The organism is Pseudomonas mosselii (assembly GCF_019823065.1).
In the GTDB taxonomy this organism is placed as follows: domain Bacteria; phylum Pseudomonadota; class Gammaproteobacteria; order Pseudomonadales; family Pseudomonadaceae; genus Aquipseudomonas; species Aquipseudomonas mosselii.
This window is the reverse complement of record NZ_CP081966.1, coordinates 5,598,170-5,623,407: the sequence shown is the minus strand read 5'-3', so window position 1 is coordinate 5,623,407 and position 25,238 is coordinate 5,598,170. Positions and strand designations below refer to the sequence as shown.

Sequence of the window (25,238 nt, the reverse complement as noted above, 5' to 3'; positions counted from 1 at the left end):
ACTAATGGGTATGGTGGTTTGAGTTCCCACCAACGTCCAGAATGGTCCCAGTGGCGTTGATGTTGCCGTCTACCTGCAGGTTGCCCTTCAACGTAACCTGCAGAATCTCCAAGGTTGCCGCTGGCGCCTTCACCACTAGAGGGTGCCCAACCTCCAGCGTTATGTTCCTAGAGCACCTAACCTTCAGCTCGCCGACGCTATCCAGCGTCATCACCCCAGCAACCCGGTCATAGCTGACCACCGTTCCATCGCTGTACCGTACGTAGTCGGTGTCCTGGTCAACAACTGGCGGTGGTTCAGCTGTTGAGTAAATTCCCCCCAGGCACACGCCCCCAACACCGTCTCTGTCCAAGATCACTGCAACCTGTTCACCGATCTCCGGCATCAACGGACGGCGCTTGGTGCCTTGGGAGTTGCGCTGCGGGACGTTGAGCCAGTAGCTCTCGACGCCATCACGGTCATCCAGCCGTACGCGGATACGGCAAGTCAGGTAGTCCACGGCACTCACCTCGCCGTATTCCAGTTCGACACTCATCAGGCGATCACCTCACGCTGTGGACCGTAGCTCGACAGCGCCAGGTCGGGTTTGATGCTGTCTTTGAGCAGCGAGATCGAGGACGCCCCTACGCGGCATCCCTCTTGATCTACGGTGTAACCGCCACTGCGGGTGACGCGATGGTGGGCGGCGGTGATCAAGTAGTCACCGCCAAGCTTCCCGGCCGCCACGAGCGTGATGACATTCCCGCTGACCAACTCAGGTCGACCCATCGCGGTCCATCCGCCGGTCGTTCGCTCGCGGTTGGCCCTGGCCAGGTCCGCCTTGGCCTTCGCCTTGGCCACCTCCTCAGAAGCTGCTCGCTTGCGCTGCTTCTTGGTGTCCGCACTGGTGGTCGCCTTGCTCGAACTGCTGGGCACAGCCACGGTTTCACCGTTGACGATGTCATAGGAGACCAGCTGCTTCTTGGCCGGATCCTTGTGCTTCACCTCGACCTTCTTGGGCACAACAGTGATCTGATCACGCAAGTGCACGCTGGCCAGGTCCCGGAGCGCCAGGCTGGCTACCGGCCTCCCTTTAGCCAAGTCGCTGATGGCATGGAACACAAGGCGTTTCCCCACCACCTTGAAGGCATAGTCGTACTCACCGGCGAGGTTGCGCAGGAAAGCGAGGTCTGACTCCTGTTGAGTGAGGCGGTCCAGCTTGATCGGCTCGATGCGGCCCACCAGTTCAAGCCCCTGACGAGCAGCAATCTGCTTGGCCACTGCGTCCAGGGTCATGTTCTCGTAGGCACGGTGCTCCGTTGTGCGCAGCGCGGACTGGATGCCAGCGCCCAAGGCGCGAATGCTCACCGTCGAGGGTGGCGCATTCAGCTCCACCTCATCGATCTCGAAGTTGCCGAGAGTCCGCAAAGGCCGACCTTGCCACCCCATCGCCAGGGTCAACAGATCCCCATGGCCTGGATACCAAGCATCAACCCATTTGCCCTCGCTGTCCTCCAGTTCGACCTCCAGGCTGTCGGCTTGGCCGGTGAGATAATCCGAGTACGTGAGCGACACCAGATGCAAGCTGATGTCGTGGGTGATGTTGCGATGCTGATAGCTCAGCACGAAGCGCGCTTCAGGCACCTGCTGGGGTGTCAACGCATCCATGGGGGAAGGTCCTCAGTGGCGGGTTGTGGCTCAAGTACCGGAATGGCCAATGTCAGGCCAGACGGTAGCGCGCCGTGCAATGGAACATGTGGGTTGGCCTGAACGATCGGGAGGTAGCGGTGAGCGTTTCCGTAGTAACGCCAGGCCAGCTGGTCCCAGCGCTCACCTTCAGTGGTCACGTGAGGGATGAACATCAAGCTCTCCTGGTGAGTACCTGGGCGGCCAGGCCTGCCAGGCGGGTGCCGGCCCCGTCCATCGTCACCAGCGCCTGATCGAGGTTGTCCCGGGAGGCGGTGAAGCGTTCGACGATGTTCCCGAGGTCGACGGGGCTCAGGTTGGACCTCGCGCCGTTGACGCTACCCAGCACATCCTCTCCGAGCCTGGCTAAGTCCGATCCATCCTGGAGCAGGCCTGCCACAGCGGTCATGCTCTGCAGGGGTTCGATAGCACGCGAGGTCACTCCCAGGAGTTGTGGCACTTGGGCCAGAACCATCGAGGCGTTGCCACTCTTCACCTGGTCATAAAGGTTCTTCCCCGCCTGCAGGATATTACCGGCCGACTTCGCGTACCCGATGGCCAATTGAGTTGTGCTCGGTGCAGGCATGAACTTGGACAGCAGCCCTGGCGAGCCGGCCCCGGCAGCATTGGTCCCGCTCAAGACTGGACTGATCAAGCCTGGGGTAGGCAGCACCTTGCGTGTGAACGCCCCGGTGTACTCTCGAAGTGAGAGCTGCACAGTCGCCGAGGTGAGTTGTCCAGTGGCTGATCGACGGCGATTTTGCTGGCTGAGCTCGGTGACTACCTGAGGTCCCAGGTAGTCACCGTTGCCTAGCACCAACGCCAACGGCTCATGCTTGCGCTTGGCGTCATGCAGCGCTCGCCATCGTTTATCTGGATCGCCCAACATCGGGTGCAGCTCAATAGTCAGGTTAAGCTCGTCCAACCCTTCACCTACCCACTGCAGCAACGGCTTGCCTTGAATCCGTGCGTGCTCGGCCCAGTCCGCGGTTGTGCGGAGCTCCATGCCTGTAAGGCCACCCGAGACGGTGAATTCGATATCGCCCAGAAGCGCGAACATTAAGCTGCTCCTCCGTTTTCAGGTCCGTAGCTGCGGCGCCGACGGTCATGCTCGAAGCGCTCCATGAACCGTACAAACTCGGCGTAGCTGCTGCGCAGGGTTTGATCCAGCGCCTGGCCCGCAGCACCTGCTGGCATCTGGAAAACCGGTGAATAATGGACAACCAAGTCACCTGCAGGACCGGCCTGGCCTGGAGCGGATGGGCTCATCCTGCTGGCCAGCGATACCGACTCGGGACTTGGGGGGCGCATCCTGGGTGCTGCGAGGTCTACGGCCGAGCCATTGGCCATATCCAATGCCGCTCGGCGTACCAGGCCTGACTGATCGGCGATACCGATGGCCGCGCCTTCACTGATGTTGGCCCCGTAGCCCATAAAGACGCGGCTGGGCGATTGGATGCCAAGTGTCTCGGTGAACCAGGTCTTGATCGAGGTCCCGACAGCTACAATCGATTCCTTGGCACTGGAAAGCGCGTTGCCGATTCCGTTGACCAGGCCACTGATGATCATGCCGCCAAACTCGCTGAACTTGGCTGGCAGCTCAACCCCGAAGTAGCTCATGACACCGCTGAAGGCACGATAGAAAAGGCCCAATGGGGAGAAGTTCACGATCAGTCCAACGATGCCGGCCAGGCCACCGTTGAAACCGGCTTTGATTTCACTCCACAAGCCGCTGAAAAAGCCCTTGATCGGTTCCCAGTAGCGATAGATCAGGTATGCACTCAAGGCAATGCCCGTCACCAATAAGCCGATGGGGTTCATCAATAGTGCGCGGCCGAGCCAGAGTACCGCCTGGCCTGCAAGCCTGAGCCCGAACAATAAGGTGCCGCCCAGGACTTTGCCCAACATCAATACACCGCGTGCGGCCATCATGAGCGGAGCGCCGAGCGCCATCCCGATGCCGCGCAGGAACAGGCCGCTGAAGCGCAGCACACTGGCCAGCCCCGACCCTATGCGGGTCAGCCCGGTGATCAGGGGAGCGAACTTGCCCATTTGCCACATGGCATGCAGCAAGGTCCATTTTGCGGACAACCCCTTGATTACGGTGCCCATCCCTACAATCGGTGAAATCGCCAAGTTGATGCCATAGGCCAAGCCGATGAAAGCCAGCTTCCCGGCCAGAAGCCCACCGACGAGACCGATAGTACCTTTGATTATCGCTGGGTTCTCAGTCGCCCAAGCAGAGAACGACTGCATGACAGGAACAAGAGCTTTGGTGACATCAAGCAGGGCCGGTAACAGTGCTTCGCCAACAGAGATACCAATATCCGAGAGGTTAACGCCAACTCGCTTCAGCTGCTCTTTTGGACTTTCCATCCGTCTGTTCCAGTCTTTATCTAGAACGCCCTGATCTGCCGCATCCTTACTTCCTTTCTGGATGCTCGCCAAGTCAGCCTGATTTGCCAGGGCGGGTCGTATAAACGACAGCACTTGCATATCTGCGAACAGCTCGCCCAGCTTGTACGCTTCATCCAGGCGTGAGAGTGCAATCTTGCGCTCTTGCTCGTCAGTGATAGCCAAAGCTTTCTGGTAGTCAGCCGCCGCAGCAGGGGCCTTCATTCCGAGGTGCTTGGTCAAGATCTTGACCATCGCCTCTGCTGGAGAAAAGCCCTGACGGACGAGATTGGTCATAGAACCCTGCAGATCGATGCCGGCTTTCTTAAACGACTTAAGCGTCTCTGGCGCAGTCAGCTTGGAAAGGAAGTTCTTGAAGTTGTTGGCCGCTTCGTCGTTGCTTCCAGCACCTCTACGGGCAATCTGAAGAGAGGCCCCAATCTCTGCGACAGCACGTTCACCAGTCACTCCAAGAGCTGCAAACTGGGGCGTCAGTTGGGGGAGCCACTTCGCCATATCGGCCAGCTCGAATTGGCCGCTTTTGCCAGCATGCGCGAGCATGTTCATTGACCGTTCAAGACCCGCAGCACTAATTCCCAGGTTGTCCTTCAGGGCAATGGCGACTGCTCCCAGATCGTCCATGCTTGCCCTGGTCGCCGTCGCAGTCTTGGCCATCACTGGCGTATACGCTTCTAGCTCCTTCGCATTGGAGATACCCCCAGCAATGAGTACCGCATTCCCCTTGGCCACTTCAGTCTGCGTCTGGTTCCACTTCAGGGCGGCGCCACGCATCACATCGCCCAGTTGTTTTTCCTGGGCGTTGTCGAAATCACCTGTGATCGCGATGTCGTTGGTCTGATCCTTGAAGTCAATGGCGGTGCGCATTGACTGGACTACTGGAGCACCTAAAGCCGCCCCTGTACCAATGGTTTCCATAGCCTGGCCACGCAACTCTCCACGAGCGGATTTCAGTGTTTCCCCTCGGGCGATGCTGGCATTCAAGCGCTCTTGCTTAACCTTCAGTTGCTCGATGCTGCGCCCGACCTGGTCATACTGACGGCGCATACGCTCGATACCGGTGCCGCCTCGGGCCAGCGCGGCCGAAAGTTCGGTGCCGATAAGCTTCTGCTTGGCGGTCAAGCTGTCTGTTGCCCGGCCGAGCTGCTGTACGGTGGATTTTGCAGAGCCGAACGCCGCATGCAGGGTGCCGGACACGCTGGCACCGATCTTCAATCCAACCAGGACTTCATTGGCCATAGTTTGCTACGCTGCTGGAATGTTTGAAAAAGTAGCTCTGCGCACCGGCAAAACCCTCTATGCACTGGCCATTGGCACTGGTGCGCTCTGGCTTGCCTGGCTGTGCTTGGTGAACCTGCCACTGTGGGCAGCACTGCTCACGTTCTGCCTCGCCCTGCCGGTTCTCGCCCTGGTGGCCACCCCCATTGCGGCGGGTGGCGCCTTGCTGATCGGGCTGGCTACCGGTCTGCTCGCGGCTATCGCCGGTTCAGTTGCTCGGCGGCCTCAACGCGGCGATTGATCTCCCGCTCGCAAACCTCGCACCAGCGCCAGTAGTCATCCATGGGCAACCGGCTGATCTCCGACGGCTGCATCCTCAGCACCATCAACAGCGCCTCGTCCCAGGAATGCAGCGAGGTCTCCGCCGCCCACCATTTCGCGAAATAACTCCGTGGCCCGCTTCGAGTCGGCGATGTCGAATTCGCCCAGGTCTTCCAATGTGATGCCGAGCATTTTGGCGACCAGGTGGTCTTCCATCAGTGCTTCATCGCCGCGAGCATGTCGCTGGGCCTCGCCCAGCTCGCGGCGCTTCAGGCGTTTGATGGGCAGCGTAGTCAGGGTGTTGCCAGCGGCGGTGTTGATGGGGAACAGCAAAGTGAAACTGAGTGCATCGGCCATATGTGACTCCGTGGTGAAGGCATCTAAAAGAGGCCTGAGCATCGCACCTCGGTACGGCTTCGACTTTTAATCGGGTTTAAAGAGAAGGCCCCGTGCGGTGACGGGGCCAAGCAAACTCAGAGGGATGCGATGATTGTTGAGGCGATGGTGCTGATACTAGCGAGGTGAGGCAACGCAGACAGCAACGTCGAAATCACAGTCTTACTTGGCTTCGGCGAGGCGAGATTGGCCTCCACTGCGTCCACGATCTCTGAGGCATCCTTGCGTTTTGAATCCTCGAGGGTAGAGATCACTTGCCTAAGGGCGCTGAGATAGTCCTGCAGGTCGCTACCTATAGTAACGGTGTTGGTTGAGTTATCGACCGAGTCATGGTTAACCCGCGCATTGTGTCCACTGATGTTGTACGTGATGCGCTGAATCCTGGCTTTTGCTTCAGGCACGCCGAGCTTCTTAACTCTCATCTGATAGTGGGCAGGAATGTCATGAAAAGCCTCGTAGAAAACAGGGTCAAGGACTTCATATGTCTCTGTGGTCCCATTTGACAGCTTTCGCTCAATCAGATCGCCCACATCCACTGCGATATCTCCCCGGTCTAGGAAGACCTTGCCAGGTTGAACGGAAGCCTGAAGCCCTTCGATTTTCTGACCGTCTTGCTTGCAGACGTTTATCGTATCGGTATTGAAGTCTTCGAACATCCCATGCTCCTTGCGTGCGGTGTTGCCCCTTTGGCCTCACCTGCAAACAGCATACGTACCCGAAAAAGAAGCCCCGCACAATGGCGGGGCTAGGCAATTTCCTGCTCAGTTTTCTACCGTCAGGCCTGGCCGATGTTCCTCCGGAACTTGGCCAACTGATCCTCGCCATTCACCTTGAAGATGTTGGCCAGGTAGTCAAGCAGCAGGACCTCCTCACCGTTGAGCACCTGGCGTACGTAGATCGCCGAGAACGGGGTCTCCGGTTTCACCGGCTCGCGGGGCTTGAAGGTCCCCAGGCTGTACTCCTTGGGCATGATGGTCATGGTGGTGACCAGCGGGAATTCGTCCACCAACCCGCCGTTGTTGAACACTTGGACGTTGGAGCGCACCTGGAGCTGGATGGTCTTGAACGGACTCGCCAGCTTGGTAGAAGCCTCCTTGTAAAAGCTGTTCCAGGTGATCTTGCCTTCCAGCTTGTCCAGGCCGTCCGGCAGCTCGATCAGTCCGACCAGGCCCAGTCCCTGGTGGTCGGACATGACGGCCTTGACGATTCCCAGCTCGATCTCCTCGGCCTTGCCGAAGAAGTCCCGACCATCCAGGTAAACGTTGGCGTTGGTAATGCGGTGTGCGGCGAAGCCAGCCATTACGCAGCCCCCCTCAAGTTGGCCAGGTATTCCCCGGTGATTTCAGTTTCGAAGGTGCCGCGCTCGAAAGGCAGGGGCACGGTCAGCTTGTAGTTGAACAGCAGGTGCCCCAGCGCCACTTCGGTCTGAGGGTTGCGCGCAGGGTCATACCAGCACTCAAAGCCCAACAGCGCGCTATCCCCGATCAGCTTGCGGCCGAATAGGTTCACGCTCTCGGTCACACTGTCGATCAGGCCCTGAGTGATGGGCTGGTCAACGAACTGCAGCGACGAATAGCGGATCGACTCGTCCACCACATCCTTGGTGCGACGCACATTCTCGAAGTTGCGCATGTGGGTCACGGTCGGCCATGCCGCCGTGCGATTGCCCCACAAGCGCAAGCCGGTGCCGAAGCTGTTGAACACGGTAGTGATCCCGACTTCGTTCAGCAGGTTGACCTCGCTGGCAGCATCATCAATACGCGCCGTCAGCGGCCGCTCCAGGCCGATGACGCCGATCAGCTCCTGGTTGGAGCTGGACCACCAGTAGCCGTTGTCATTGTCGATCTTGGCGCGCAGTCCTGCGGCGCGGATCGACAGTGGTTCCAGGCGCTCGCCATCGGTGGCGGCATCGTAGACACGTACATGGGGATAGCAGAGCCTGGCACGATCACTGCTGGTGTTGAAGTTGATAGCACCGCTGGGGCCACGCCCGGCGATGACCTGCTGCACAGTCGCGCCAAGGGGCGCATCGATGTAGGCGACACCGCCCATCTGCTCAGCCGCCGCGATCAACTCCACGCTGATGCTGTTGAGCGACGAGAAGCCCGGCGCGATGAATATTTTCGGGAAGAAGCCCAGCAGGTTGTAGCTGTCCGCGAACGCCTTCAGGCCAGTGCGCAGCCCGGCTATATTGACCGCGCCGATGATGTCGGCCGGTGTCACCTTGCTTGGGTCGGCATGGGTGTAATCGGCTTTCACCGTCGCGTTGGCCGGGATCGTGCCGCTGGGCACACGCGTGACCAGGCCCGTGAGCAGGTCCGCCGTGTAGTCAGCCGGGGCCTGGTAGGTGGTATCGCCTGCGCTGTTCTTCAAGGTGAGCGACTGCAGGGCGCCGTGTTCCAGCTTCAGCTGGTCGTTGTTCCCAAATGTGCGCTCGCGGCCTACCACGTTGGTACGGTGGGTCGCAGGGTCGAGCACGTTGACGACCAGGACGGTACCCGCACCGAAGTCATAGATGCCCGAGAGTGCTTGCGGGATGCTGAAGCCTGCCAGCTCGGGGCCAAACTGGACGGCGTCGCGGTCGGTCTGTGACAGCGTCAGGGTGTTGAGTGGCCCGGTCGGCGCGGTGCCCACCAGAGCGATAACGGCGGACTTCACCACCCGGATCGCTCGTGGACCGCGCTCGACCTCAAGGGTCTCGATGCCGTGAAGGTAGTTAGCGCTCATTCGGACTCCTTTTTCGGCCGGGCGCGGCGCGTGTCTGACTCGATGGGAAGTGGTTCCAGCTGGCGCAGCGCGATGAGTGTTTGGGTGTACTCATGATCAGCTGGCAGCTCGACAGCGTTTCCTGGATGTAGCTGCACCGCCAGGGTGCTCCCATCAGCCAAACGCAGCTCAATGCCGCTTGGCGGTCCCTTGTAGCAGTAACGTGTCTGACTCATGTGTTCTCCTCGAACCTTGGATGATCCAGCAGTGGGCCGCTTTTCGGTCCCATCTGCTGCAGTTGTGTGGCACGGGTGGAAATGTCCAGGGCGTATTGCCAGACGCCCTGAACGTGCCCCACGAATTGCTCGGTGAGTGGACGGCACGGGGTGTCACAATGCGGTGGATACCATCCCGTCAGTCGGTCGCGGATACGGTCGAGGTAGCTGGTTACACCGTCTTTACCGTTGAGCTGTTTAAACACCAGCGTCAGACGGAAGATCAGGTTGCGCTCCTGGAACACCGCGTCGGTGGCTTCGGGGTCGCCGAAGCGGCTACGACCGTAGGCCACCAGGATCGCGCCCCGAGAATGGTTGAGCCGGTACTGCAATGGCGCTTCCGGGAACAACTCCACGGACAGCTCCCGAGCGAAGGACTCCTGCAGGCGAGCCAGCAGTGCGTCCTGGAGCATTGCCGTCTGGGTCTTCTGGCTCATCGGTAACCTCGCCACAGCTCATCACCGAACTGCTGTCGACGTGAGCGAGCGCGGATCTCACCGGGCTCTGGTGCGGCCTGGCCACTGGGCATGCCCAAGGTGACCACACCATCGCGGATGCTCTCCAGCAGCTTGATCGTGTCCTTGCGGCTGTCCTTGACCGCGTCGGGAATAGCGCCCTCCGGCCGGCGCTGATACAGCCAGTGCCGGGTGAGATACACCACTGCATCCCGCAGGACAGTCGGCACTGGGTCGAGCGGCAACTCGTAGCGCCCCCGCAGATAGCCGTCGACCAGTTCCTCAGCCTGGCGGATGCCGTCCTCGATCACTTCAGCATTGGGCAGCTCGGCGGCAGGGTCGTCATTCGACAGCTGGATCAGCGTCAGCTCCGGGATCGCACGCCCGATGTCCTGGTGGGTGCAGTAGCGCATGGTCAGATACCGCGCACGATACGGACCACATCGCCCGCAGCCACTGCAGCATCCAGGGCGATGCCGTTGGCTTTGCCGGTGGTGCGGGTCACCGCACGCCCGGAGGCATCGGACTCGACTTCGGCACCGGCAGTGATTGCGCCCCCCGCACTCACCAGGCAGATGCCCAGGACATCGACGGGAGCGGTATTACCGGCTTCGGTGTCAGCAGCAACCGTCCCCAGGGACTTGGCACCAACGGCGCAAAGGCCACCGTCCAAGCCCGCGAAACGATGGCGTGGCAGATCCACCAAGGCGACCAGTGATGTGGTCAGTACAGGTTGTTTCGTTTTCACCGGGCACCATCCTTCGGCTTGATGCAGCCGTTTCGCAGCAGTGGGTAGGCTTCGTCCTGGTCGAGCCACAGGGGCTCACCCTCGGTGTAGAGGTCGCCGTTATGCAGCACGTCGCTCCGGCTGGTGATCAGGTACTGCTCTTTGCCCGGCTTGGCCTCGGGTTCCGGCTCAGGCGTCAATGTCCCTGATTCACCACCAGTCGGCCCGCTCAGTTGGTCTGCTGGGGTAGCAGGAGGCTGCAGGGTTTCGGGCACCTGTAGGTCTTTCTGCTCCGGGCTTTGCTCGCTTACAGGGTTCTTGTCGTCGGGTTTGGGTTTAGCAGCCATGACTCACCTCAGCTGTTGATATCGGAGATCAGGTACCCGGCATCGGCGCCCACTACGACGGGCTTATAGATGTCCGTGTTGCGCACGTAATGGAGCTTGCCGCCTGCACCATCAAAGGTGTCGATCTCCGGCATGCCTTTACGACGCAGGGTGTAGCCGAAGCTCGGATCTTCGTAATTGGTCTGAGCACCACCTTGTGGCTTGGTCACGTAGGCCAATTGCAGGCTGTCGCTCCAGATATCCCCGACCGTCCCTGCGCTGGCGAGCGCTTCGCCGATGTGGATGTCCGAGACACCGAACAGCACCTTGAGGTGTTCCAAGGTGATCAGCTTTCTCTCGTTGCTGCCCAAGGCTTCCTGCAGCTTGGGATGGAACTTCAACGAGGCGTACACCGAAGCGCCCATGGTCATGGTGTTGGGGCGTACGCCGATCCGACTGCGGATGACTTCCTTGCCACGTTCGACATCCGCCACCGGGTCACCACCACCGTTGCTCCACTGACTGGAACCGGCCAGGGTGACCTTCGCGCCTGGCAGGTACGTGTTGGGATTCTGCGCAAGCTTGGCGCAGGCAACCTCACGCCGTAGGTCGATGACATCCACTACGCGTCGGGAGGCTCGCGCCTGGGCGTCGAACAGGGCCTCAGCCTGCTCGCGATAGTCGACCGGATAGGCGATGTCATGCTCTCGCAGGACTACGTCCAGTCCATCAACATCATCTGGGTTCATGATGTTGGATTGAGCGCGGAGCGCACGTTCGGTGTCGTACACCTCGAACGCCTCCTTGCCAAACAGCGGGATGGTTCCGGCCTCCTTGTCCATCAGGGCAACAGGGAACAGCGCCTCACCGATGAACTGCGCGTTGCGATAGCCGCGCGCCAGGTTGGTCAGGACCGGGTCAACGATCCGGAGTTGCTTCAAACGATCTGCCATGGTTGCTCCTGCGGATCAGATGAGTTGGCGCACGGCCGACTCGTAGGGGATGTTTTTCTCGGCGGCCAGCGCATTGGCGCGCTGGTGCAGATCGAGGCGGTCGGGGTCGGTGTTCTTCTCGGCGAACTCCAGGTCCACCACAGCACTGCCGCCTCCCTGGCGCTCCTTGCTGGCTTTCTCGGCGAAGTCGATCTGCTTGGGCAGGTCGGAGAAGATCGCCTTCAAGCCGGTGGCGACGGGCTGGCGGGCTTCACCTTCACCGAACTCCAGCGGGCTGTCGACCGATTCGGCAAAGTCCAGGGCCGCGACCAGGGCGGCGGCGTGCTTGGGCAGCAAGCGGCCTTCGCCTACCAGCCCTTCGGCAAAGGCAAGGTTGGTTTTGTGGGTGGCGTCCTGCCGAGACTTGCGGGTTTGCTCCTGGTGCTGCTGCACCTGGTTCTTGAGGCGCTCGTTTTCCTCGCGCATGGCGGTAATTTCTTCGGGCTTCACGGGGGAATCCTCGGTTGTGGCGGGTGGAGTGGGTTCGCTGAAGGAAGGACGTGACTCGTCGGCATGGGCCACTTCGATCAGGTTGCTGATCTGCCAATCTGGAATGACCTGGTCAGCCACCTCTAGCCCACGCTCACCGATGATCCAGTCGCGTAGGCGGCGCCAGAGTGACGCGCTGGTTTCATGGCCGAAGTCGGAGAACTCGATCACCCCTTCGTCGGCATCGCCCAGCTCGATGGGGCGAAGACCCTTCACAGCAGGGGGCTGGGCACCGAGGAAGCCGACATGGCGCAGGTAGTACACGCCTGGAGCCGGGTTGCTCGGGGAGTCCGGGTGATAGAAGGAAGCAGAAATCTTCTTGAAGCTGCCCTTGCTCACTAGGTCGGCAAAGGCCGGATCGACCTGCGACGGGTTGGCAATCAACCCATCGGCGGTGGCGCTGAGCGATTGCACCCAGCCTGCAGCAGGCGCGTCATGTTTCGGATGGCCAAGGACTAGAGGTGCCTCGTGCAATGTAGGATCGTAGGCCCGTACCGTCGCGGCCAGATCTGACTCGCTGAAGTTGAAGTCAGCACCGCTCATCGCGGTGTGCTTCCCCGGCTTGAAAATATGTAGTGGCTTCATGGGCTGCCGCACGCATTGGAGGGAGAACATGCGTGCAGACTGACAAACCTGAAGGCCTCAGGCTTTTAATCGTGTTTAAAGGGTGTTGCGAGGGAGTAGAGTGCGCGGCCCAATCGAGGCCGCGCGGGGGGCGTTTACCGATCGCCGAAGATGGCGTTATGCAAATCCTTGCCGTGCTGCCAGCGATCCTCGGCCAAGCCAGCGCCTACGCTGAGATGTTCCATATGCTCATAATGGTCGGAACTCTCGTTCCCCCTTTCAATGATCTGGACGTCACAGTCGTAATTGCCAGAGCCATAGATAGACTGTAGGACCTTGGTCGTGAGGTCTCCGAGCGCGAGGTCATCTTGGTTGGTAGACGCAATCGTTACGTGGTGAATGCTCGCTTTGTCGTTGTAGTACACATGGACCAGCCTAGCGTCGCCACTGCCATTGTGATTGATGATCTCTGCAACAACTCCCGCGATGAAGTGGTCCGCCTTGTCCGGGTAGCTGGCTCGGCACTCTAACAGCACGCGATGCCTTCCAAGGGTGACCCACTCTGAGTGAAAACCTGCTACTGGCATTTGAACCTCCTGTCTGAATATCTACCAAGTGGCTTTATAAAGCCTTTATGGCGCGCTTAGCCAGCACATCTCTCCCTTCGCCAGCCCATGCCCTTGCTCATCGCGTTGAGACCTTATACACGAGCCGCTTGGTGAACGTGCTCCAACGCGAGACTGAGAATGGCTTCCTCAGCTTCAGGCTGGAGCTGGCCTTCGGTATCCATGGGTAGGTAAGGTCGGGCCGGAATGTCGCCCCACAGGTGTGGAAACTCATCTTGGGTACCGCCGAAGAACATCATGGCGGCATAAGGTTTGTTGCTTCCGATCAGCGCGCTGCTAGCCGTTGCCTGAGTGGTCACCGAGGCAGACAGCCCACCTGCAGTAACCTGCAACATCTTGCCTGGCCAGGTTCGTGACTGCTCCCGGCGACCAGTGGTGACATCGGACAGCTTCGGCCAGGCATCACCACCTTGTGCCTCATCTTCAAAGTTCTCTTCGGTGATGCTGGCAAACTCGGCCGCAATGCCACGCATCAATGGTGTCAGCTCGCCGACTGCCCATTCAACACGACGTAGCGCCTGCTGGACCCGTTCGTGTTCAAGCTCGATGGTGATCATGCAGACTCCTTTCGCTTCAATGCTTCGGCCAAGCCTTCGCCAGGACTGTGGTTAAAGCCAGGGTCGGTGCGGAATTGTCGTACCTTGCCGTTGGCATCGGGCACCCTGACGATGGTGACATCGGCAGTGCGCACTTCCCCCGTGCGCTTGTTGGCCCCAACCTCAACGGTCTCGGTACGCACGTTGCCCGCACTGGACAGCAATGTCAGTTTGCGGCGTTTCATGGCCGCCTCGGACACTGCTGTCACCCGGCATCGGCAGTTGAAGCCGTTTGGAGGGAAAATACTGGACCACACCGGATCATCATGCCGGTACACCACACCGTTCAGGGCTGCATGACTGGGCCGTGTCTTGCCATCCATTACCGCGATGTAGCGCCAGTATGGGTGGGTCTCGACCGACTCTTCCATGGTTGCTTGTCGCCCCGCCATGTAGGCGCTCTGGAGATTGGTCTGGTAGATCGTCTTGAGCCGGCGTGGGCTGCCCAGCTGCACCAGTTCTGCTTCACCTTTGCTATCAACCAGGACCTGCTTGCCCCACCACCCGTGCTGCTCGAGGACGGGTTGTAGCTCTTTGGTGAACTGCTGCAGCGTCTTGCCTTCCTTCTGGACACGCTCCAAGGCCTCGCGAATGTCCGACAGCAGGTCGAGGCGCATGGCTTTGGCCACGGTGAATGCCTGGTTGTGGGCTGCGTCCAGCATGTCCTGCCAGTCCCAGGTGATCGCATAGCCCTTGCCCGTGAGGTAGGTGATAGCGGCGGCAGGCTCCAGGCCGAAGATAGCCTTGAGATCGGCCGGGTTGACTGGCTTGGCGTTGGCCATCATCAGTCCTCGCGATCAGCTGCAGCACTGAGTCGGCCCCACAGGTTGGCCATGAACAGTAGCTTGGCCAGCATGGCCTGGAGCGCTTCGGCATCCAGGTCCGGGGCAGTCTCGGCCAGCAGCCCCAGGATCTCGGTTTCGTCGCGACCTTTCTGCAAGGCCTCGATCACCGGCAGCAACGCTTGCTCTGCCTGCAGCTGCAGTTCCGAAGAAGCCAAGCCGTCGATGCCCTGGTCTAACGCCAACTGGTCCAGTACCGGACGTAGCATGGTGGCTTCGGCGAACTCCGGCCCAGGTTGCACGGCGGTGCTGGTGTCAATATCGCCGTCCTGCAGGTTGTAGGTGCGTTGCCAGTAGGCACTGGTGAACTTGACGCCAGCATCCGTCAGCGACTTGTCGCGCTCGGCCAAGGTCTTGTCGATCTGCTCCTGTTCCCATAGTTCATACACCGGGGCATCGATGTTCTCGCCGAAGTTGAGATCGACCACCAGGCGGATCGCGGCGTTGAGCGTTGCGGCAACGATGCCAGCATCGCCGTCGCGGATGTCGTCTGTTACGTCCAAACCAGCTTGAGCGCTGGCACGGGTGGATGTCGCTTCGGTCGTCTGGTTCTGGCCTAGCAGCGCAACGTTGATCTCGCTGCGGCAGTACATCAGCAGTTCACGGTAGACATCGGCACTACCGGTCTTGCCCGCTGCTTCCTTGATCTCGACGCTGGAGTCGTTTGGCACCACGGCTACGGCGTCCTGAACCATCAGTTCCAGGGCGTCCAGCAGCTCGTCGGTTTCCTTGGTCGAGGCCCCACGTGGATGCTTGCCGATCAGCCAAGGGCTGCCGTACTTCTCGGTGAATTGGACCCAGAATTTCATGCCGCCCTTCATGAACACGACCGGCCAGAAACACATGGAAAGGTCGGCGAAACCGTAGGGGTTGTTGTAGGTGGCGTCCTGACGGGCGACAACGAAGCGCTGCGGATCGCACAGCTCACCCTGGATGCCAGCATCGCGGGCGCGAAAGCGCAGTTGGTTGTCCTGATCGTAGAGGAACCATTCGGCCGGTTTGCCCAGCAAGTCTTCGGGGACCAGGTGCAGTCCAACGGGCTTCCACATCAGTTCCACGGGCTGATAGCCAAACAGAGCAGCATCGAGCAGCTCGCGAACGATACGGTCCAGGTCAAGGTCCGCCAGCCAATCGCGGACAAAGCGCTCTACCCGTACCGGCGCCTGGCTACGTTTCAAATCGCGCTCCAGGGCGAGTACCGACGACTTGCGACGACGGATGTTCCCGCCTACCAGGGCCGCACTTCGGAGGTCGCGATAGACCTTGATGTCCTTGCCTTGGGCCTTGAGGATCGGGTCCGGGTTGGGCAAGTACATGCCCAACGCCTGGGCATCAAAGCTGCGGCCACGACTGGCGATATGGTCCGTGAGGCTCTTGTCGCGCTTGGCCTCGGCGAACGTGACGAATTCAGTGGGGCTGACCCACACGCCTTTGCTGCTCATGCGTACCCCTGAGTGATGCGGGCCGTCGCTCTGGGACGGCGAGATTTGACGGTGACGGGGCCAGAGGCCGCCTCCAAGGTTGCGAAAGTGGCCAGCGCACCAGCGCCGGCGAAGTCGCCGTGGCGATAAAGCTCGGGGTCTTTGAGGTCTTGCTGGCGGGCTTTGACGATCATCGGGATGCCATCCACGGTTTCGATAGCGCGGATGTCCTGGTGCAGCGAGTCATCCTTGGGCAGCGTAAGGGTGGCGTCCTCGAACAGGCCAATGAAGCGCGGCATCCAGGCGCCGTACCAGGCCCGCGAGAGCTTCACCTGCTGGATACGCTCGCGGCCAAACTCATCGGCGGTATCCTCGGCCAGAGTTTCGCCGTTGCCAGAGGCGTCCAACGCGGCGCTGATGAAGTTGGGCAGACCGCGCAATATGGTGAACAGCACCTGCTGTTGCTGACGTGTCGGCACCTTGTGCATCTCGACCACGAATGGCACATCACGATGGCGCTGCTGATCGACGGACATCGGACAGATGATCGAAAAGTCCCGGTGCCGGGCGTAGTCCATGCCCAGGAACCAGCGCAGCTCGGGGTCAAGCTGCTGCAGTAGCTCGACCAGGTGTTGCTCAATCCAGGTGTCGGCCCACGCCTCGCGTCGGTACAGCGGCTGCAGGGTGAACCCTTCGTCCAGGGCCAGGCGCAGTACCTGGCGACCTGGACGCATCGCGTCCTCGATCCACACGCCTGGCACGCATACGCCGTTACCGTCACGCGGAATGGCGTCCAGTTCCTCGCGCATCTGCGCTTTGCGTGGGCCGTAGGCATTGCGGATGCTCTTGTACCAGGCCTCCTTGGCCTCGGCAGTGGGCGTCTCACCGCGCATCATGCATCGCCGCTCGAACAGGCCGTTGGCAACGGCATCGTCGAAGGTGGCCTTGTAGACCACCGCGGCATCGCCATACCGGCCTTCCTGGATGTCGGCGATCATCTGGTTAAAGGCGTTGGCCTTGCCGTTGTGGGTGCTGATGATGACGATGCGACCGCCCCAGATGAGCAATGCGGTTGCAGCATCGAGCACGGCGGAGACGTTCCGGTGATAGGCTGCTTCGTCAATGATGACCTTGCCCTGCAGGCCGCGCAGGTTGGCCGGGTTGCTCGACAGTGCGACGATCTTGAAACCCGAGGCATAGCGAATGCGGTAGGCGTTGATCTGGCGGGTGTTGCCGGAGTCGTCTTGGTCCTCGAACAGAAACTCCTCGATCTCGCTGACGCCTGAAGCCTGGGCCTCGGCGATCACCCGGCTGAACTTGGCGCAGTAGCCAATGAACTCCAGGCCTTTTTCCTTGGTGTCGCCGACATAGAACACATCCATGCCTCCCGCGATCTTGCGGGAGGCAGCAGTGATCACCGAATCCAGCGCCTCGGCGAAGGTGATCCCGGTACGACGACCTTTCTCGCACAGCTTGATTTGTGCCTGGATGGCCAGCCAATCGGCCTGGTGGGCCATCAGCAGACCTTCGGTGATGGGGTTGTAGCCTTGTGGAATGGTCCGAACAGACTCCGGCAGCTCGTCCCACTCGACAACGCGCAGCGTGCTGGTACTGGGCTTGACTGCCGGCTGGCTCATACCTTCACTCCCAAGAACTTCTGGCGCCAGAACAGGGCCTGCTCTTCGTCCATACCTCCGCTGCGGACCTCTTTATCCAGCTCGGCGGCTTGTTCCTGGAGCAGGCGATCACGTGCCACTTTCTCGATGGCCTGGCGCTCTTTCACGCTGAGTGTCCGAGCCTCCATGGTCGCCTTGGCGGCACGGGCCAGGGTGGCCACCTCCTTGATGGTGACCTCATCCTTTTCATGGGCACCCATGGCGGCCTGGTAGGTCAGGGTCGAGATCGCTTCCACCAACAAGGCACCGGTCTTGTCACTGGCATCCTCGCCCAGGGCACCAACAAAGGCCTCGGCCTGTTCGCGATGCTGACGGGCTTTCTCGGTGAGCTGCTCGAAGCCGACCTTGAAACGCCCCAGGGCAGAACGACTGGGCACCTTCTCATTGGGAAAGCGGCTGCGCAGGTCCTCGATCATCTCATCAAGGGTCATTCGATCTTCACGCAACAGCTTCTGCAGGTACGCCTTGACCACGGGCGGGAGCCGACTGACTGACGATTTACCCGCCATGCTATGCCCCCGGTCGCTTGATGCCTGGGCAGCGCGCTCGCCCGGCGGCGATGTCTTGGCCGCGTTCGGTCAACGTGGCTACCAGCACCGGACCGATATCATCCAGGGACACCGCCCCTTGCTCCGACAGCCACTGCAGTTCGGTCCTGACCTGGTCACGGCTGACGCTGTGCCCATAGTTGTCGAGTGCGGTATTGAGCACGGAACTGTTGGCACGATACGCAGGCATTTCCGCCAGCAGTCGAAGGATCACCAGGCGCATGTCCTGGCGTAAGAATTCAGCGTATTGGCTCATGCTTTGTCTCGCAGTAGATAGTCGTTGATGCGGTCCACTGCTCGGGTCAGGCCTTGCATCGCGGTCAGTTCAGCGCGCACCGCTTTCATATCACCGAGTAACTCGGTGATGGAGGCATGGTCCGGCAGGTGCCGAATGCGTTCCTCCAGGGCAACGATGCGAGTGCGCAGCTCCAGCATCTCTTGCGCACTGGCGGCCTGCCGATTGGTCATCCAGGTGTAGATACCGATCACGGTGACCACGACCCATTGCACCGTCTGGAAACCGAAGTCGAGCTCGTTCAGGTTCATCGCAGCCCCCGTTTGCTCAGGTGCTCAGAGGTGGTCTTGCATTCCACGCACAGCTCAACCCCCGGTTCGGCCTGACGGCGTGCCTCGGGGATCGCGTCACCGCACTCTTCACAGCGGTAGGCGGAAGGCCCTGAGCGGCGCTGCAGGCCCGAGGTGTGGGCCTGCAACGCGGCTTCATTGAAATCGTTGTCTTGCGCGAGATCAGCTACATCCATACGCGGTCAGTCCTTACGTTGAAACGCAACGAGCTTGGCTCGGAGATCCAGGGCCCAACGTCCGTAGTCCTGGGCGAAGGCCAGGATGTCTGCGGGGGTGACCCCGCTTTCCAGTAGTTCTTGCGCAGTACCGGGGGCGGGCCAGGTGGCTGCGTCATAGCCGGTGGTGTTGGCGCCTGCGGTGGGGGCAGGCAAAGGGGCGCCTCCGAGGGCAAGGTTGAAGTCGCGCACCCAGCCAGCAGTGAACACGCAGCGAGGGATAGAAGCAGGCTTACCAGCGGGCTCCGGGAGGTAGACGGTAGTGACATTGGGGATTCGCTCCTGGAGCTCTTGGTGGGCGCTGGCGAGCTGCTGCTGAGTTTGCTGCAGTTGCTGGGCGACCTGGTTAACGCGCTCAACCTGTTGCTGGAACTTGGCCAGGTTTGCCTCGGTCAACTCAGCACGCTGGTCCGCACGCTCTTGCCTCAGCCTGGCCAGGGCTTCATTACCTGCAGCACGCTCGCGAGTCGTGGCACCTTCCTCGCCAACCGTGAAGGCAATGAGCACAGTCACCATCCAGGCGAAGGCCGCCAGGATGGGTATGAAGTGACGCAGCGACTCAAACGCGCCCATGGGTATGTCTCCGGAGGTTGCGAGCCTTACGGGCCGCACGGCGAATCGCAGCTACACCGGTCTTGCCCGAACGGCTTATGGATTGCGGACCATGCCAGCTGGCAGCACCTGACTTCGGCAGAATGCTGGGCCACAGGGAAAGCAGATGGGTGAACAAGCGGGCGAGCAGCTTCATCACTCACCCCCTTGCGAAGACTGCACTGGCCCCTGTTTCACCAGACGGGCCATGAAAAGGAGAATGGCCAGCACGCTGTTGGCCAATGCGTAGTTCGCCGGGGAAAGCTGAGCCTCCCACATGGGCAGAATGGTGCCCTGCAGCAGCCCCAGCAGGGCGATGACGATTGCCAGCTGGACGCTGTGGAGCTTCCAGCAGCAGTGGCAGTTGTCGATCAGCTTCATGCCTGCTCCCCGTGGTACGCATCGGGAACGACGCCTGCCAAGTGCAGGCCTTCGTTGATCAACGCCTCGCCGTACCAGCTGCCATCAGGCAGCGGGCCAGCACCGTTCTCGTGGCGGATGATCGCTTCGACCAGGGCACGCATGGTGCGGTAGTCGTAAATGTCGATCCGGCCATCAGGAGACACGCCAACGCGTGTGGCGACCTGACGTATGTATGCTTCGGTGTTGTTCTCGTTGGGCGGTGCCCAGCGGCCGATGACTTGGCGGATAGTGCGCAGGCCGTGCTTGTCCTGGTAAGTGATCAGCGTGCGGGCAATGGCACGGATACCCCATTGCGGGCCCGTGAACTGAACGAAGTCCTTGTCGTTTTGATTGGCAGACATCCCCTGCCAGCGGGTGTCTTTGGCATGGCGAATGTTGCCGGGGTTGAAGTTGCGGATGCCGCGTGGAGAGTTGGGGCGCATGGTGCCTCCTGCTGGTTCGGCGCCGCAGGGTGCGAGCGCCGGAAACGAACACGCCGCCATGATCGGCGGCGTGTAGGCGAGGCGCTTTTAATCGAGGTTAAAGAGTTAGTGGATAGTGTGCTCGCGGAAATCGAACAGTTGCGCGAAAAGCCTTTGCAGAGGTCCAATTTTGGCAAAGTCTTTCTTATCGTGACCCATGGCCCGCATCATTTCGTTATGACAGATCGCGTTCAGCACGTGCAAAACTGGCGGTTCTTGAGCTTCGATGCTCAAACGACCTTCTGTGACCTGTTTCAAGGTCTGTTCATCAGGTTGCCCAAGCATGCGTTTCTCAAGATCAATATACTGGCGAACAAAATCACTGTGAGCCCGGGCGCGAAGAGCACTACCTACGACTAAATTGATCGACGCTAAGGCCGTGACTAATGCAGAAGCTCCTAGAGCCAAGGCCTGATAGTCATCCTTCAAAATGCCATAGATCGCAGTGGAGCCGAAAAACACCGATAGCATGTTAGAGGACTGGTCGAGGCGATCAAAAAAGGCCCGACGGCGCTGATGGTAGCGAATGGAGCGGCGCACTCCGAACAGCATGTCATCCCACTTCTCTGCAAGCTCAGCAACGTCCCCCATTTCCATTTCCATTCCCTCCATTTGGCCTCCGTGGTGGCTTGAGTGTATCCACTACGTAGTCCTTGCGTTTTTCGTCACTGAATTTCTCGTTTGAGGATTTCTCTTGTTGATTACTGCTCCGACCGCGTTCGTCACGCACTTTGTCTTTGGACCCATCTCTCGACATCTGGCTGCCTCCTATCAAATCAAGCCGCTTTTTATTTTACCAAGCCCATCGCCCGATAGAGGCCGCGTGCACCGGTCACTGCATCAGAGTGGGTGTTTCCTTCAATTCGGTTGACCGCATACAAAGACATGATCTCGCTGCAGTCTTGCTTTGCTTTGGCCCCCAGTAAGGCAGCGTTCACCCCCTCGATAATATCCGTTGCTTCTGCGTACTGGCCTTTCTCACGGATTTTTTTGGTGATGAACCAAGCGGTATTGGCAAGCGTCTCTTCATTTTCAAAGTTGCAGACGGTCAGTCCCCGGCTCAATGCAGCTTGAGTCCTAGCGACTTCGGGTGAGTCTTCATTCACATCTTTATCCAAGCTCAGTGTGGTTAGCTTGGTCGCTACGGTGTCTGCATTCGCAGCAACAGAGAGGACAGAAGCCAAAGCAAAAATTAGAAGTCTCAAGTTAAATCTCCCTATATAAAGTGCCGCGTCCGTCAATTTTTCCGATGATGGGGGCCATGCTTCAATGGTCCCTAGCTAAGGGCTGATGGCATCGTCCCTATGAGGTTTCGGCTCTCAACCATGAAGGCTAACGTCGCTTCCGAAGCTCAGTCCTTATCGCGTCGATGGCCGCTCGACTTTCTGCCATAACACGCTCCTCTATGCGTCGAATATGGTTCATCCATAACCCGCACCCGAGAATTGCCGCCATCATGGGGATAACCAACATCCACATTTGTTGAGGGTCGCTGGTTACGAGAACGCCTGTGAGAAGACCTGCAACAATACCCAGTATCAAGACCAGCATGAGTATGCATGGTAGGTTAAACCAGAAGCCCCGAAAACCGCTCCACCACTGTGCGCGCCAATAAGCCAGGGCGTGAGTCAGCTCTTGTCTAGAAGCTAAGTGCAAGGGCCGGCCTTCATCACTGTGGCCTTGCCCTCCCATAGAAATAGAACCGTAGTTATCCCCTTGAATATTGAGCTCCAAGCGGGTGTTACCCCCTCGATTAACAATTTTCTCTCCGGCCACTTGGCCAGTATCGCCATGGAAGTCTTGACGCATGGCTCACTCCTTGGTCTTGCCGACTCCGAAATTGAACGAAACCTCGGCCTCATTAGTAATGGAACCTTCCACTACCTGGCCTACGCTCCCGTGAAACGCTTGCTTCCTTTTTTCCTTCGGCTGCCCCTGTGCCCCAGCAGCCAGCCCGGCCAAGGTCGATGCCTTGACGGCGAGCGGCGCCCGACGGAAAAGAGTCACCAGTTCTTCCTCTTCCTCCGTCAACGCATCAGCGCCGCGCACACCGGTCACGATGTACTGGATGTCTGCCCCTAGCTTGGCGACGGCCGCAAGATAGTCAGCGCCGGGAAAGCGCTCCCCCTTCTCATACTTGAGCTGAGCGAGCTTTTGCACCCCACCAATCGTACCGAATGCCGGCTGGGTAAAGCCGAGGCGCTCGCGCTCTTCTCGCAAGCGCTCTCCGATATGAATTTCCATACCAAATCTCTTGACAGGTATTCTTTTGAATACCATCATTAACCCACACCATCCCACCACGAATGGTCATTTAGTCGGCACCAACAAAGGCGCCATAACCCCTCGAAAGGAGCTTCCCTCATGAAGCTACGTACCCCCGACCTGGTCCGTGCGGAGCTGAAGGCCAAGGGCGTCTCGATCACCCAGTGGGCAATCGCCAACCAGTTCTCCCCAAACCTTGTGTTTGAGGTGCTCGGCGGCCGCAAAAAGTGCGTGCGCGGTCAGGCCCATGAGATTGCCATCAAGCTGGGCTTGAAGGCGGGACAGATCTGCACCGATCCGGCAAATGCGTTGGAAGTTGCATGATGATCATATCCGCCCAAGCATCCAGCTCATCAGCTAGCCGCCGCTTCGCCGCTGCGTCTGCCGCGAAAAAAGTAGGGCTATGCCTCAATGCTCGCCACTCGTTGGCCAAGGCCAACGGGTTTACATCGCAGGATTGTACACAGATACGCAGTATCGCTTCGATCACCGCGCTTTGCGCTTCCACTTGTGCTTGCAAACGTTGCAGGTCATTGCACATCGCTTTCGCCTTTCGAGGGAATTTACCTGATTTCATTGTGCATGGCGCAATGACATTACCAATGGTCAAACCCGCTTTTTGTTTGGAAGGCCCATTCTTGCTGACTTCGGAGGCTTTCCAATGAGCCCTCGCCAGTGGAAACGAGTACAGCCAACCAACCTTCGTGATGCTCTGAAGCTGTGCCAGCAGCATGCCAAAGAGCGCGCCAACTACAGCATCGAACGCATCGCTTCCTTGATGGGCCTGGAAGATCACTGGGCTCTGTACAAGTGGATCGCGAACGGCCGGATGCCCGCCGTGCTGATACCCGCTTATGAGCAAGCCTGCGGCATCAATCTGGTAACCCGTTGGTTGGCCGGCAACGGCGGAAAGCTGCTGATCGATGTGCCATCTGGTCGGAGCACCAATGCGCATGACATCCAGTCGCTACAGGCCGCACTCCATGAGACCACCGGGCAACTGATGGCTTTCTACGCAGACAACGCCGAGGCCAGTGCCGCGCTTGCTTCTATCCAGACCGCCCTTGAGGAACTTGCCTGGCACCGGGGCAACGTACAGCAGCACGCCCATCCACAGCTGGAGCTGGGAGAGCCGTCATGAGCAAAGAGGACAAGTACACATCCGAGCAGGTCCAGCGTGTTTTGCGCGTGATGCTTGCCCTGGCTGGCAATGAGTTTCGCGGAATGACTCTGAAGGAGGTGGCTGCGGCAGCGGAGTGCACGAACGACAACGCACTCCGTGCCCTGGAAAACCTCCGCACCGCAGGGCTGGCAGACCGAAGCCCACATGACCATCACCGCTGGCTGCTCGGCCCTCGGTTGGTACAGGTTTCCTTTGCGTTCGATGAAGCCTTGAGAGCAGCCCAGCACGAGCTGAACGAACGCCGCCAGCGCTACACCCGCATCCCCAACTGATTAAGGAAGACGTACATGGCCCGTAAAACGAGCACCCCGGAGATCAACCCGATGCCCGAGATCAACTCGCAGGCATTCCAGGAAGACGCCAACGCGCTGACGGCCTTGGGTGATATTGCCCAAGGCATGCAAGAGGAGCGAGACCTGGTCAACCAACTGCTTGGCCAAGTTCAGATGGCAGACGCATTCAGCAAATTTTCGCTGACGGTCAGCACTTCTAAACTGGCGTTCGTCAAAGAGAACAAGCTGTATCGGGGCCTGCAGGGAAAACGAACTGCTGACGGTCAGCAGTTCTCCGGCACTTGGGATGATTTCTGTTCTCTCTTGGGACGCTCTCGCCAGCAAGTCGATGAAGACATCTCCAACCTTCGCGCTTTGGGCGAGGAGGCTCTCGATTCCATGTCCCGCATGGGCATCGGATACCGCGAACTCCGTCAGTATCGCCGGCTGCCAGAAGACCAAAAAACGGCTCTGCTTGAAGCGGCCAAAGCCGGTGACAAGGACACCTTCCTTGACCTTGCCGAGGAGCTCATCGCCAAGAACGCCAAGGAAAAGGAGGCGCTGGCCCAGCAACTGGACAACGTGAACGCCGACTATGAGGCGCAGAGCCAGGTACTGGCGGATACGTCCAGCAAGCTCCAGGACACCAAACTGGATCTGGAAAAGGCGCGGCGTCTGGTCAGTGGTCGTACTCCAGACGAGAAGGTCAGCGCTATCCGCGAGGAAGCTACCAAGCTGGCCACCGAAGCTGAGGCCGCCATCGTCTGCAAACTGCACCCAGCAGTTCACTCCCTCGTCCTGCACGCCAATGAGAGTGGCGCCGACCATCGCGCTGTTATCGCGGGCTTGCTCGCCCAGGTTGAACGAGCCGTGTCCTCGATCCGTCACGAGTATGGCATTCCGGCCACGCCTGACGCAGATGCGACCCCCGAATGGATGCGTGAAGACGCTGAACAGCAAGTCGCCAAAGCGCTGGCGGGGGCGTAAC

37 protein-coding genes are annotated in these 25,238 nt (G+C 59.7%); 5 read left to right on the top strand and 32 right to left on the bottom strand.

Annotated elements, in window-relative coordinates:
- Nucleotide 1: 1 nt before the first annotated feature.
- Genes K5H97_RS26160 through K5H97_RS26140 form a run of 5 tightly spaced genes read right to left on the bottom strand, consistent with a single transcriptional unit; the run spans nt 2 to nt 5,316 of the window.
- Nucleotides 2-535, bottom strand: coding sequence for a phage baseplate assembly protein V (locus tag K5H97_RS26160; RefSeq protein ID WP_028690324.1), 534 nt, complete (start codon nt 533-535; stop codon nt 2-4).
- Nucleotides 535-1,647 carry a phage late control D family protein gene (locus K5H97_RS26155; protein WP_028690325.1) on the bottom strand — a complete coding sequence of 371 codons (1,113 nt, stop codon included), beginning with the start codon at nt 1,645-1,647 and terminating at the stop codon, nt 535-537. The genes K5H97_RS26160 and K5H97_RS26155 overlap by 1 nt, the downstream gene beginning before the upstream one ends.
- Nucleotides 1,635-1,841, bottom strand: a complete 207-nt coding sequence (locus K5H97_RS26150) for a tail protein X (protein WP_028690326.1) — start codon at nt 1,839-1,841, stop codon at nt 1,635-1,637. The genes K5H97_RS26155 and K5H97_RS26150 overlap by 13 nt, the downstream gene beginning before the upstream one ends.
- Nucleotides 1,841-2,725, bottom strand: a complete 885-nt coding sequence (locus K5H97_RS26145) for a phage tail protein (RefSeq protein ID WP_028690327.1) — start codon at nt 2,723-2,725, stop codon at nt 1,841-1,843. Before K5H97_RS26145 ends, K5H97_RS26150 begins: the two co-directional genes overlap by 1 nt.
- Entirely contained in the window at nt 2,725-5,316 is a 2,592-nt protein-coding gene (locus tag K5H97_RS26140) for a phage tail tape measure protein (protein WP_028690328.1), read from the bottom strand. The genes K5H97_RS26145 and K5H97_RS26140 overlap by 1 nt, the downstream gene beginning before the upstream one ends.
- 19 nt (nt 5,317-5,335) lie before the next feature.
- On the opposite strand from K5H97_RS26140, the gene K5H97_RS26135 reads away from it, so the two are divergent.
- Nucleotides 5,336-5,596: a hypothetical protein gene (locus K5H97_RS26135; protein WP_028690329.1), complete on the top strand. Its 261-nt coding sequence runs from the start codon at nt 5,336-5,338 to the stop codon at nt 5,594-5,596.
- 35 nt (nt 5,597-5,631) lie between these two features.
- On the opposite strand, the gene K5H97_RS26130 is transcribed toward K5H97_RS26135, so the two are convergent.
- From K5H97_RS26130 to K5H97_RS26000, 27 genes are all read right to left on the bottom strand, one after another.
- Nucleotides 5,632-5,973, bottom strand: a complete 342-nt coding sequence (locus K5H97_RS26130) for a phage tail assembly protein (protein ID WP_028690330.1) — start codon at nt 5,971-5,973, stop codon at nt 5,632-5,634.
- 116 nt (nt 5,974-6,089) lie between these two features.
- Nucleotides 6,090-6,668: a hypothetical protein gene (locus K5H97_RS26125; RefSeq protein WP_028690331.1), complete on the bottom strand. Its 579-nt coding sequence runs from the start codon at nt 6,666-6,668 to the stop codon at nt 6,090-6,092.
- A gap of 119 nt (nt 6,669-6,787) precedes the next feature.
- Entirely contained in the window at nt 6,788-7,312 is a 525-nt protein-coding gene (locus K5H97_RS26120) for a phage major tail tube protein (protein WP_028690332.1), read from the bottom strand.
- On the bottom strand, nt 7,312-8,739 hold the full coding sequence (locus K5H97_RS26115; RefSeq protein ID WP_028690333.1) for a phage tail sheath subtilisin-like domain-containing protein: 1,428 nt from the start codon (nt 8,737-8,739) through the stop codon (nt 7,312-7,314). Before K5H97_RS26115 ends, K5H97_RS26120 begins: the two co-directional genes overlap by 1 nt.
- Nucleotides 8,736-8,954, bottom strand: a complete 219-nt coding sequence (locus tag K5H97_RS26110) for a hypothetical protein (RefSeq protein WP_028690334.1) — start codon at nt 8,952-8,954, stop codon at nt 8,736-8,738. The genes K5H97_RS26115 and K5H97_RS26110 overlap by 4 nt, the downstream gene beginning before the upstream one ends.
- Nucleotides 8,951-9,430, bottom strand: coding sequence for a Gp37 family protein (locus K5H97_RS26105; RefSeq protein ID WP_028690335.1), 480 nt, complete (start codon nt 9,428-9,430; stop codon nt 8,951-8,953). The genes K5H97_RS26110 and K5H97_RS26105 overlap by 4 nt, the downstream gene beginning before the upstream one ends.
- Nucleotides 9,427-9,861 carry a gp436 family protein gene (locus tag K5H97_RS26100; RefSeq protein WP_028690336.1) on the bottom strand — a complete coding sequence of 145 codons (435 nt, stop codon included), beginning with the start codon at nt 9,859-9,861 and terminating at the stop codon, nt 9,427-9,429. The genes K5H97_RS26105 and K5H97_RS26100 overlap by 4 nt, the downstream gene beginning before the upstream one ends.
- A 2-nt stretch (nt 9,862-9,863) precedes the next feature.
- A complete protein-coding gene (locus K5H97_RS26095; protein WP_028690337.1) occupies nt 9,864-10,196 on the bottom strand; it encodes a DUF2190 family protein in 333 nt (110 codons plus the stop codon).
- Nucleotides 10,193-10,522 carry a hypothetical protein gene (locus tag K5H97_RS26090; protein WP_028690338.1) on the bottom strand — a complete coding sequence of 110 codons (330 nt, stop codon included), beginning with the start codon at nt 10,520-10,522 and terminating at the stop codon, nt 10,193-10,195. The genes K5H97_RS26095 and K5H97_RS26090 overlap by 4 nt, the downstream gene beginning before the upstream one ends.
- Nucleotides 10,523-10,530: 8 nt before the next feature.
- On the bottom strand, nt 10,531-11,454 hold the full coding sequence (locus tag K5H97_RS26085; RefSeq protein ID WP_028690339.1) for a major capsid protein: 924 nt from the start codon (nt 11,452-11,454) through the stop codon (nt 10,531-10,533).
- 15 nt (nt 11,455-11,469) lie between these two features.
- Nucleotides 11,470-12,525, bottom strand: a complete 1,056-nt coding sequence (locus K5H97_RS26080; RefSeq protein WP_248691143.1) for a peptidase — start codon at nt 12,523-12,525, stop codon at nt 11,470-11,472.
- Nucleotides 12,526-12,701: 176 nt separating this feature from the next.
- Nucleotides 12,702-13,133: a hypothetical protein gene (locus K5H97_RS26075; protein ID WP_051555654.1), complete on the bottom strand. Its 432-nt coding sequence runs from the start codon at nt 13,131-13,133 to the stop codon at nt 12,702-12,704.
- Nucleotides 13,134-13,246: 113 nt separating this feature from the next.
- On the bottom strand, nt 13,247-13,729 hold the full coding sequence (locus K5H97_RS26070; RefSeq protein WP_028690341.1) for a phage virion morphogenesis protein: 483 nt from the start codon (nt 13,727-13,729) through the stop codon (nt 13,247-13,249).
- Nucleotides 13,726-14,550 (bottom strand): phage head morphogenesis protein, encoded by an 825-nt coding sequence (locus tag K5H97_RS26065; protein WP_248691144.1) that lies wholly within the window; start codon nt 14,548-14,550, stop codon nt 13,726-13,728. Before K5H97_RS26065 ends, K5H97_RS26070 begins: the two co-directional genes overlap by 4 nt.
- 2 nt (nt 14,551-14,552) lie before the next feature.
- Nucleotides 14,553-16,052, bottom strand: a complete 1,500-nt coding sequence (locus tag K5H97_RS26060) for a phage portal protein family protein (RefSeq protein WP_028690343.1) — start codon at nt 16,050-16,052, stop codon at nt 14,553-14,555.
- Nucleotides 16,049-17,668, bottom strand: a complete 1,620-nt coding sequence (locus tag K5H97_RS26055) for a hypothetical protein (RefSeq protein ID WP_028690344.1) — start codon at nt 17,666-17,668, stop codon at nt 16,049-16,051. The genes K5H97_RS26060 and K5H97_RS26055 overlap by 4 nt, the downstream gene beginning before the upstream one ends.
- Entirely contained in the window at nt 17,665-18,216 is a 552-nt protein-coding gene (locus K5H97_RS26050) for a phage protein Gp27 family protein (RefSeq protein WP_028690345.1), read from the bottom strand. The genes K5H97_RS26055 and K5H97_RS26050 overlap by 4 nt, the downstream gene beginning before the upstream one ends.
- A gap of 1 nt (nt 18,217) precedes the next feature.
- Nucleotides 18,218-18,511, bottom strand: coding sequence for a VpaChn25_0724 family phage protein (locus tag K5H97_RS26045; RefSeq protein ID WP_028690346.1), 294 nt, complete (start codon nt 18,509-18,511; stop codon nt 18,218-18,220).
- Nucleotides 18,508-18,801: a DUF2730 family protein gene (locus tag K5H97_RS26040; RefSeq protein WP_028690347.1), complete on the bottom strand. Its 294-nt coding sequence runs from the start codon at nt 18,799-18,801 to the stop codon at nt 18,508-18,510. Before K5H97_RS26040 ends, K5H97_RS26045 begins: the two co-directional genes overlap by 4 nt.
- Nucleotides 18,798-19,016: a TraR/DksA C4-type zinc finger protein gene (locus K5H97_RS26035; RefSeq protein WP_028690348.1), complete on the bottom strand. Its 219-nt coding sequence runs from the start codon at nt 19,014-19,016 to the stop codon at nt 18,798-18,800. The genes K5H97_RS26040 and K5H97_RS26035 overlap by 4 nt, the downstream gene beginning before the upstream one ends.
- Before the next feature lie 6 nt (nt 19,017-19,022).
- The gene (locus K5H97_RS26030; RefSeq protein WP_028690349.1) at nt 19,023-19,628 is read right to left on the bottom strand and encodes a hypothetical protein; all 606 of its coding nucleotides are present in this window, start codon (nt 19,626-19,628) and stop codon (nt 19,023-19,025) included.
- A 174-nt stretch (nt 19,629-19,802) separates the two neighbouring features.
- Nucleotides 19,803-20,027, bottom strand: coding sequence for a DUF7940 domain-containing protein (locus tag K5H97_RS26025; RefSeq protein ID WP_028690350.1), 225 nt, complete (start codon nt 20,025-20,027; stop codon nt 19,803-19,805).
- Nucleotides 20,024-20,491, bottom strand: a complete 468-nt coding sequence (locus K5H97_RS26020) for a hypothetical protein (protein ID WP_028690351.1) — start codon at nt 20,489-20,491, stop codon at nt 20,024-20,026. Before K5H97_RS26020 ends, K5H97_RS26025 begins: the two co-directional genes overlap by 4 nt.
- Before the next feature lie 105 nt (nt 20,492-20,596).
- A complete protein-coding gene (locus tag K5H97_RS26015) occupies nt 20,597-21,142 on the bottom strand; it encodes a hypothetical protein (protein ID WP_248691145.1) in 546 nt (181 codons plus the stop codon).
- Nucleotides 21,143-21,318: 176 nt separating this feature from the next.
- The gene (locus K5H97_RS26010; RefSeq protein WP_028690353.1) at nt 21,319-21,735 is read right to left on the bottom strand and encodes a hypothetical protein; all 417 of its coding nucleotides are present in this window, start codon (nt 21,733-21,735) and stop codon (nt 21,319-21,321) included.
- 127 nt (nt 21,736-21,862) lie between these two features.
- A complete protein-coding gene (locus tag K5H97_RS26005; protein ID WP_028690354.1) occupies nt 21,863-22,339 on the bottom strand; it encodes a hypothetical protein in 477 nt (158 codons plus the stop codon).
- A gap of 3 nt (nt 22,340-22,342) precedes the next feature.
- A complete protein-coding gene (locus K5H97_RS26000) occupies nt 22,343-22,774 on the bottom strand; it encodes a transcriptional regulator (protein WP_028690355.1) in 432 nt (143 codons plus the stop codon).
- Between the two features lie 120 nt (nt 22,775-22,894).
- Between K5H97_RS26000 and K5H97_RS25995 the strand changes: the two genes are divergently transcribed.
- From K5H97_RS25995 to K5H97_RS25980, 4 genes are all read left to right on the top strand, one after another.
- Entirely contained in the window at nt 22,895-23,119 is a 225-nt protein-coding gene (locus K5H97_RS25995; RefSeq protein ID WP_028690356.1) for a DNA-binding protein, read from the top strand.
- 337 nt (nt 23,120-23,456) lie between these two features.
- Nucleotides 23,457-23,936, top strand: a complete 480-nt coding sequence (locus tag K5H97_RS25990) for a hypothetical protein (protein ID WP_028690357.1) — start codon at nt 23,457-23,459, stop codon at nt 23,934-23,936.
- A complete protein-coding gene (locus tag K5H97_RS25985; protein ID WP_028690358.1) occupies nt 23,933-24,250 on the top strand; it encodes an IclR family transcriptional regulator in 318 nt (105 codons plus the stop codon). Before K5H97_RS25990 ends, K5H97_RS25985 begins: the two co-directional genes overlap by 4 nt.
- A 15-nt stretch (nt 24,251-24,265) precedes the next feature.
- On the top strand, nt 24,266-25,237 hold the full coding sequence (locus K5H97_RS25980; protein ID WP_028690359.1) for a hypothetical protein: 972 nt from the start codon (nt 24,266-24,268) through the stop codon (nt 25,235-25,237).
- Nucleotide 25,238: the final 1 nt, after the last annotated feature.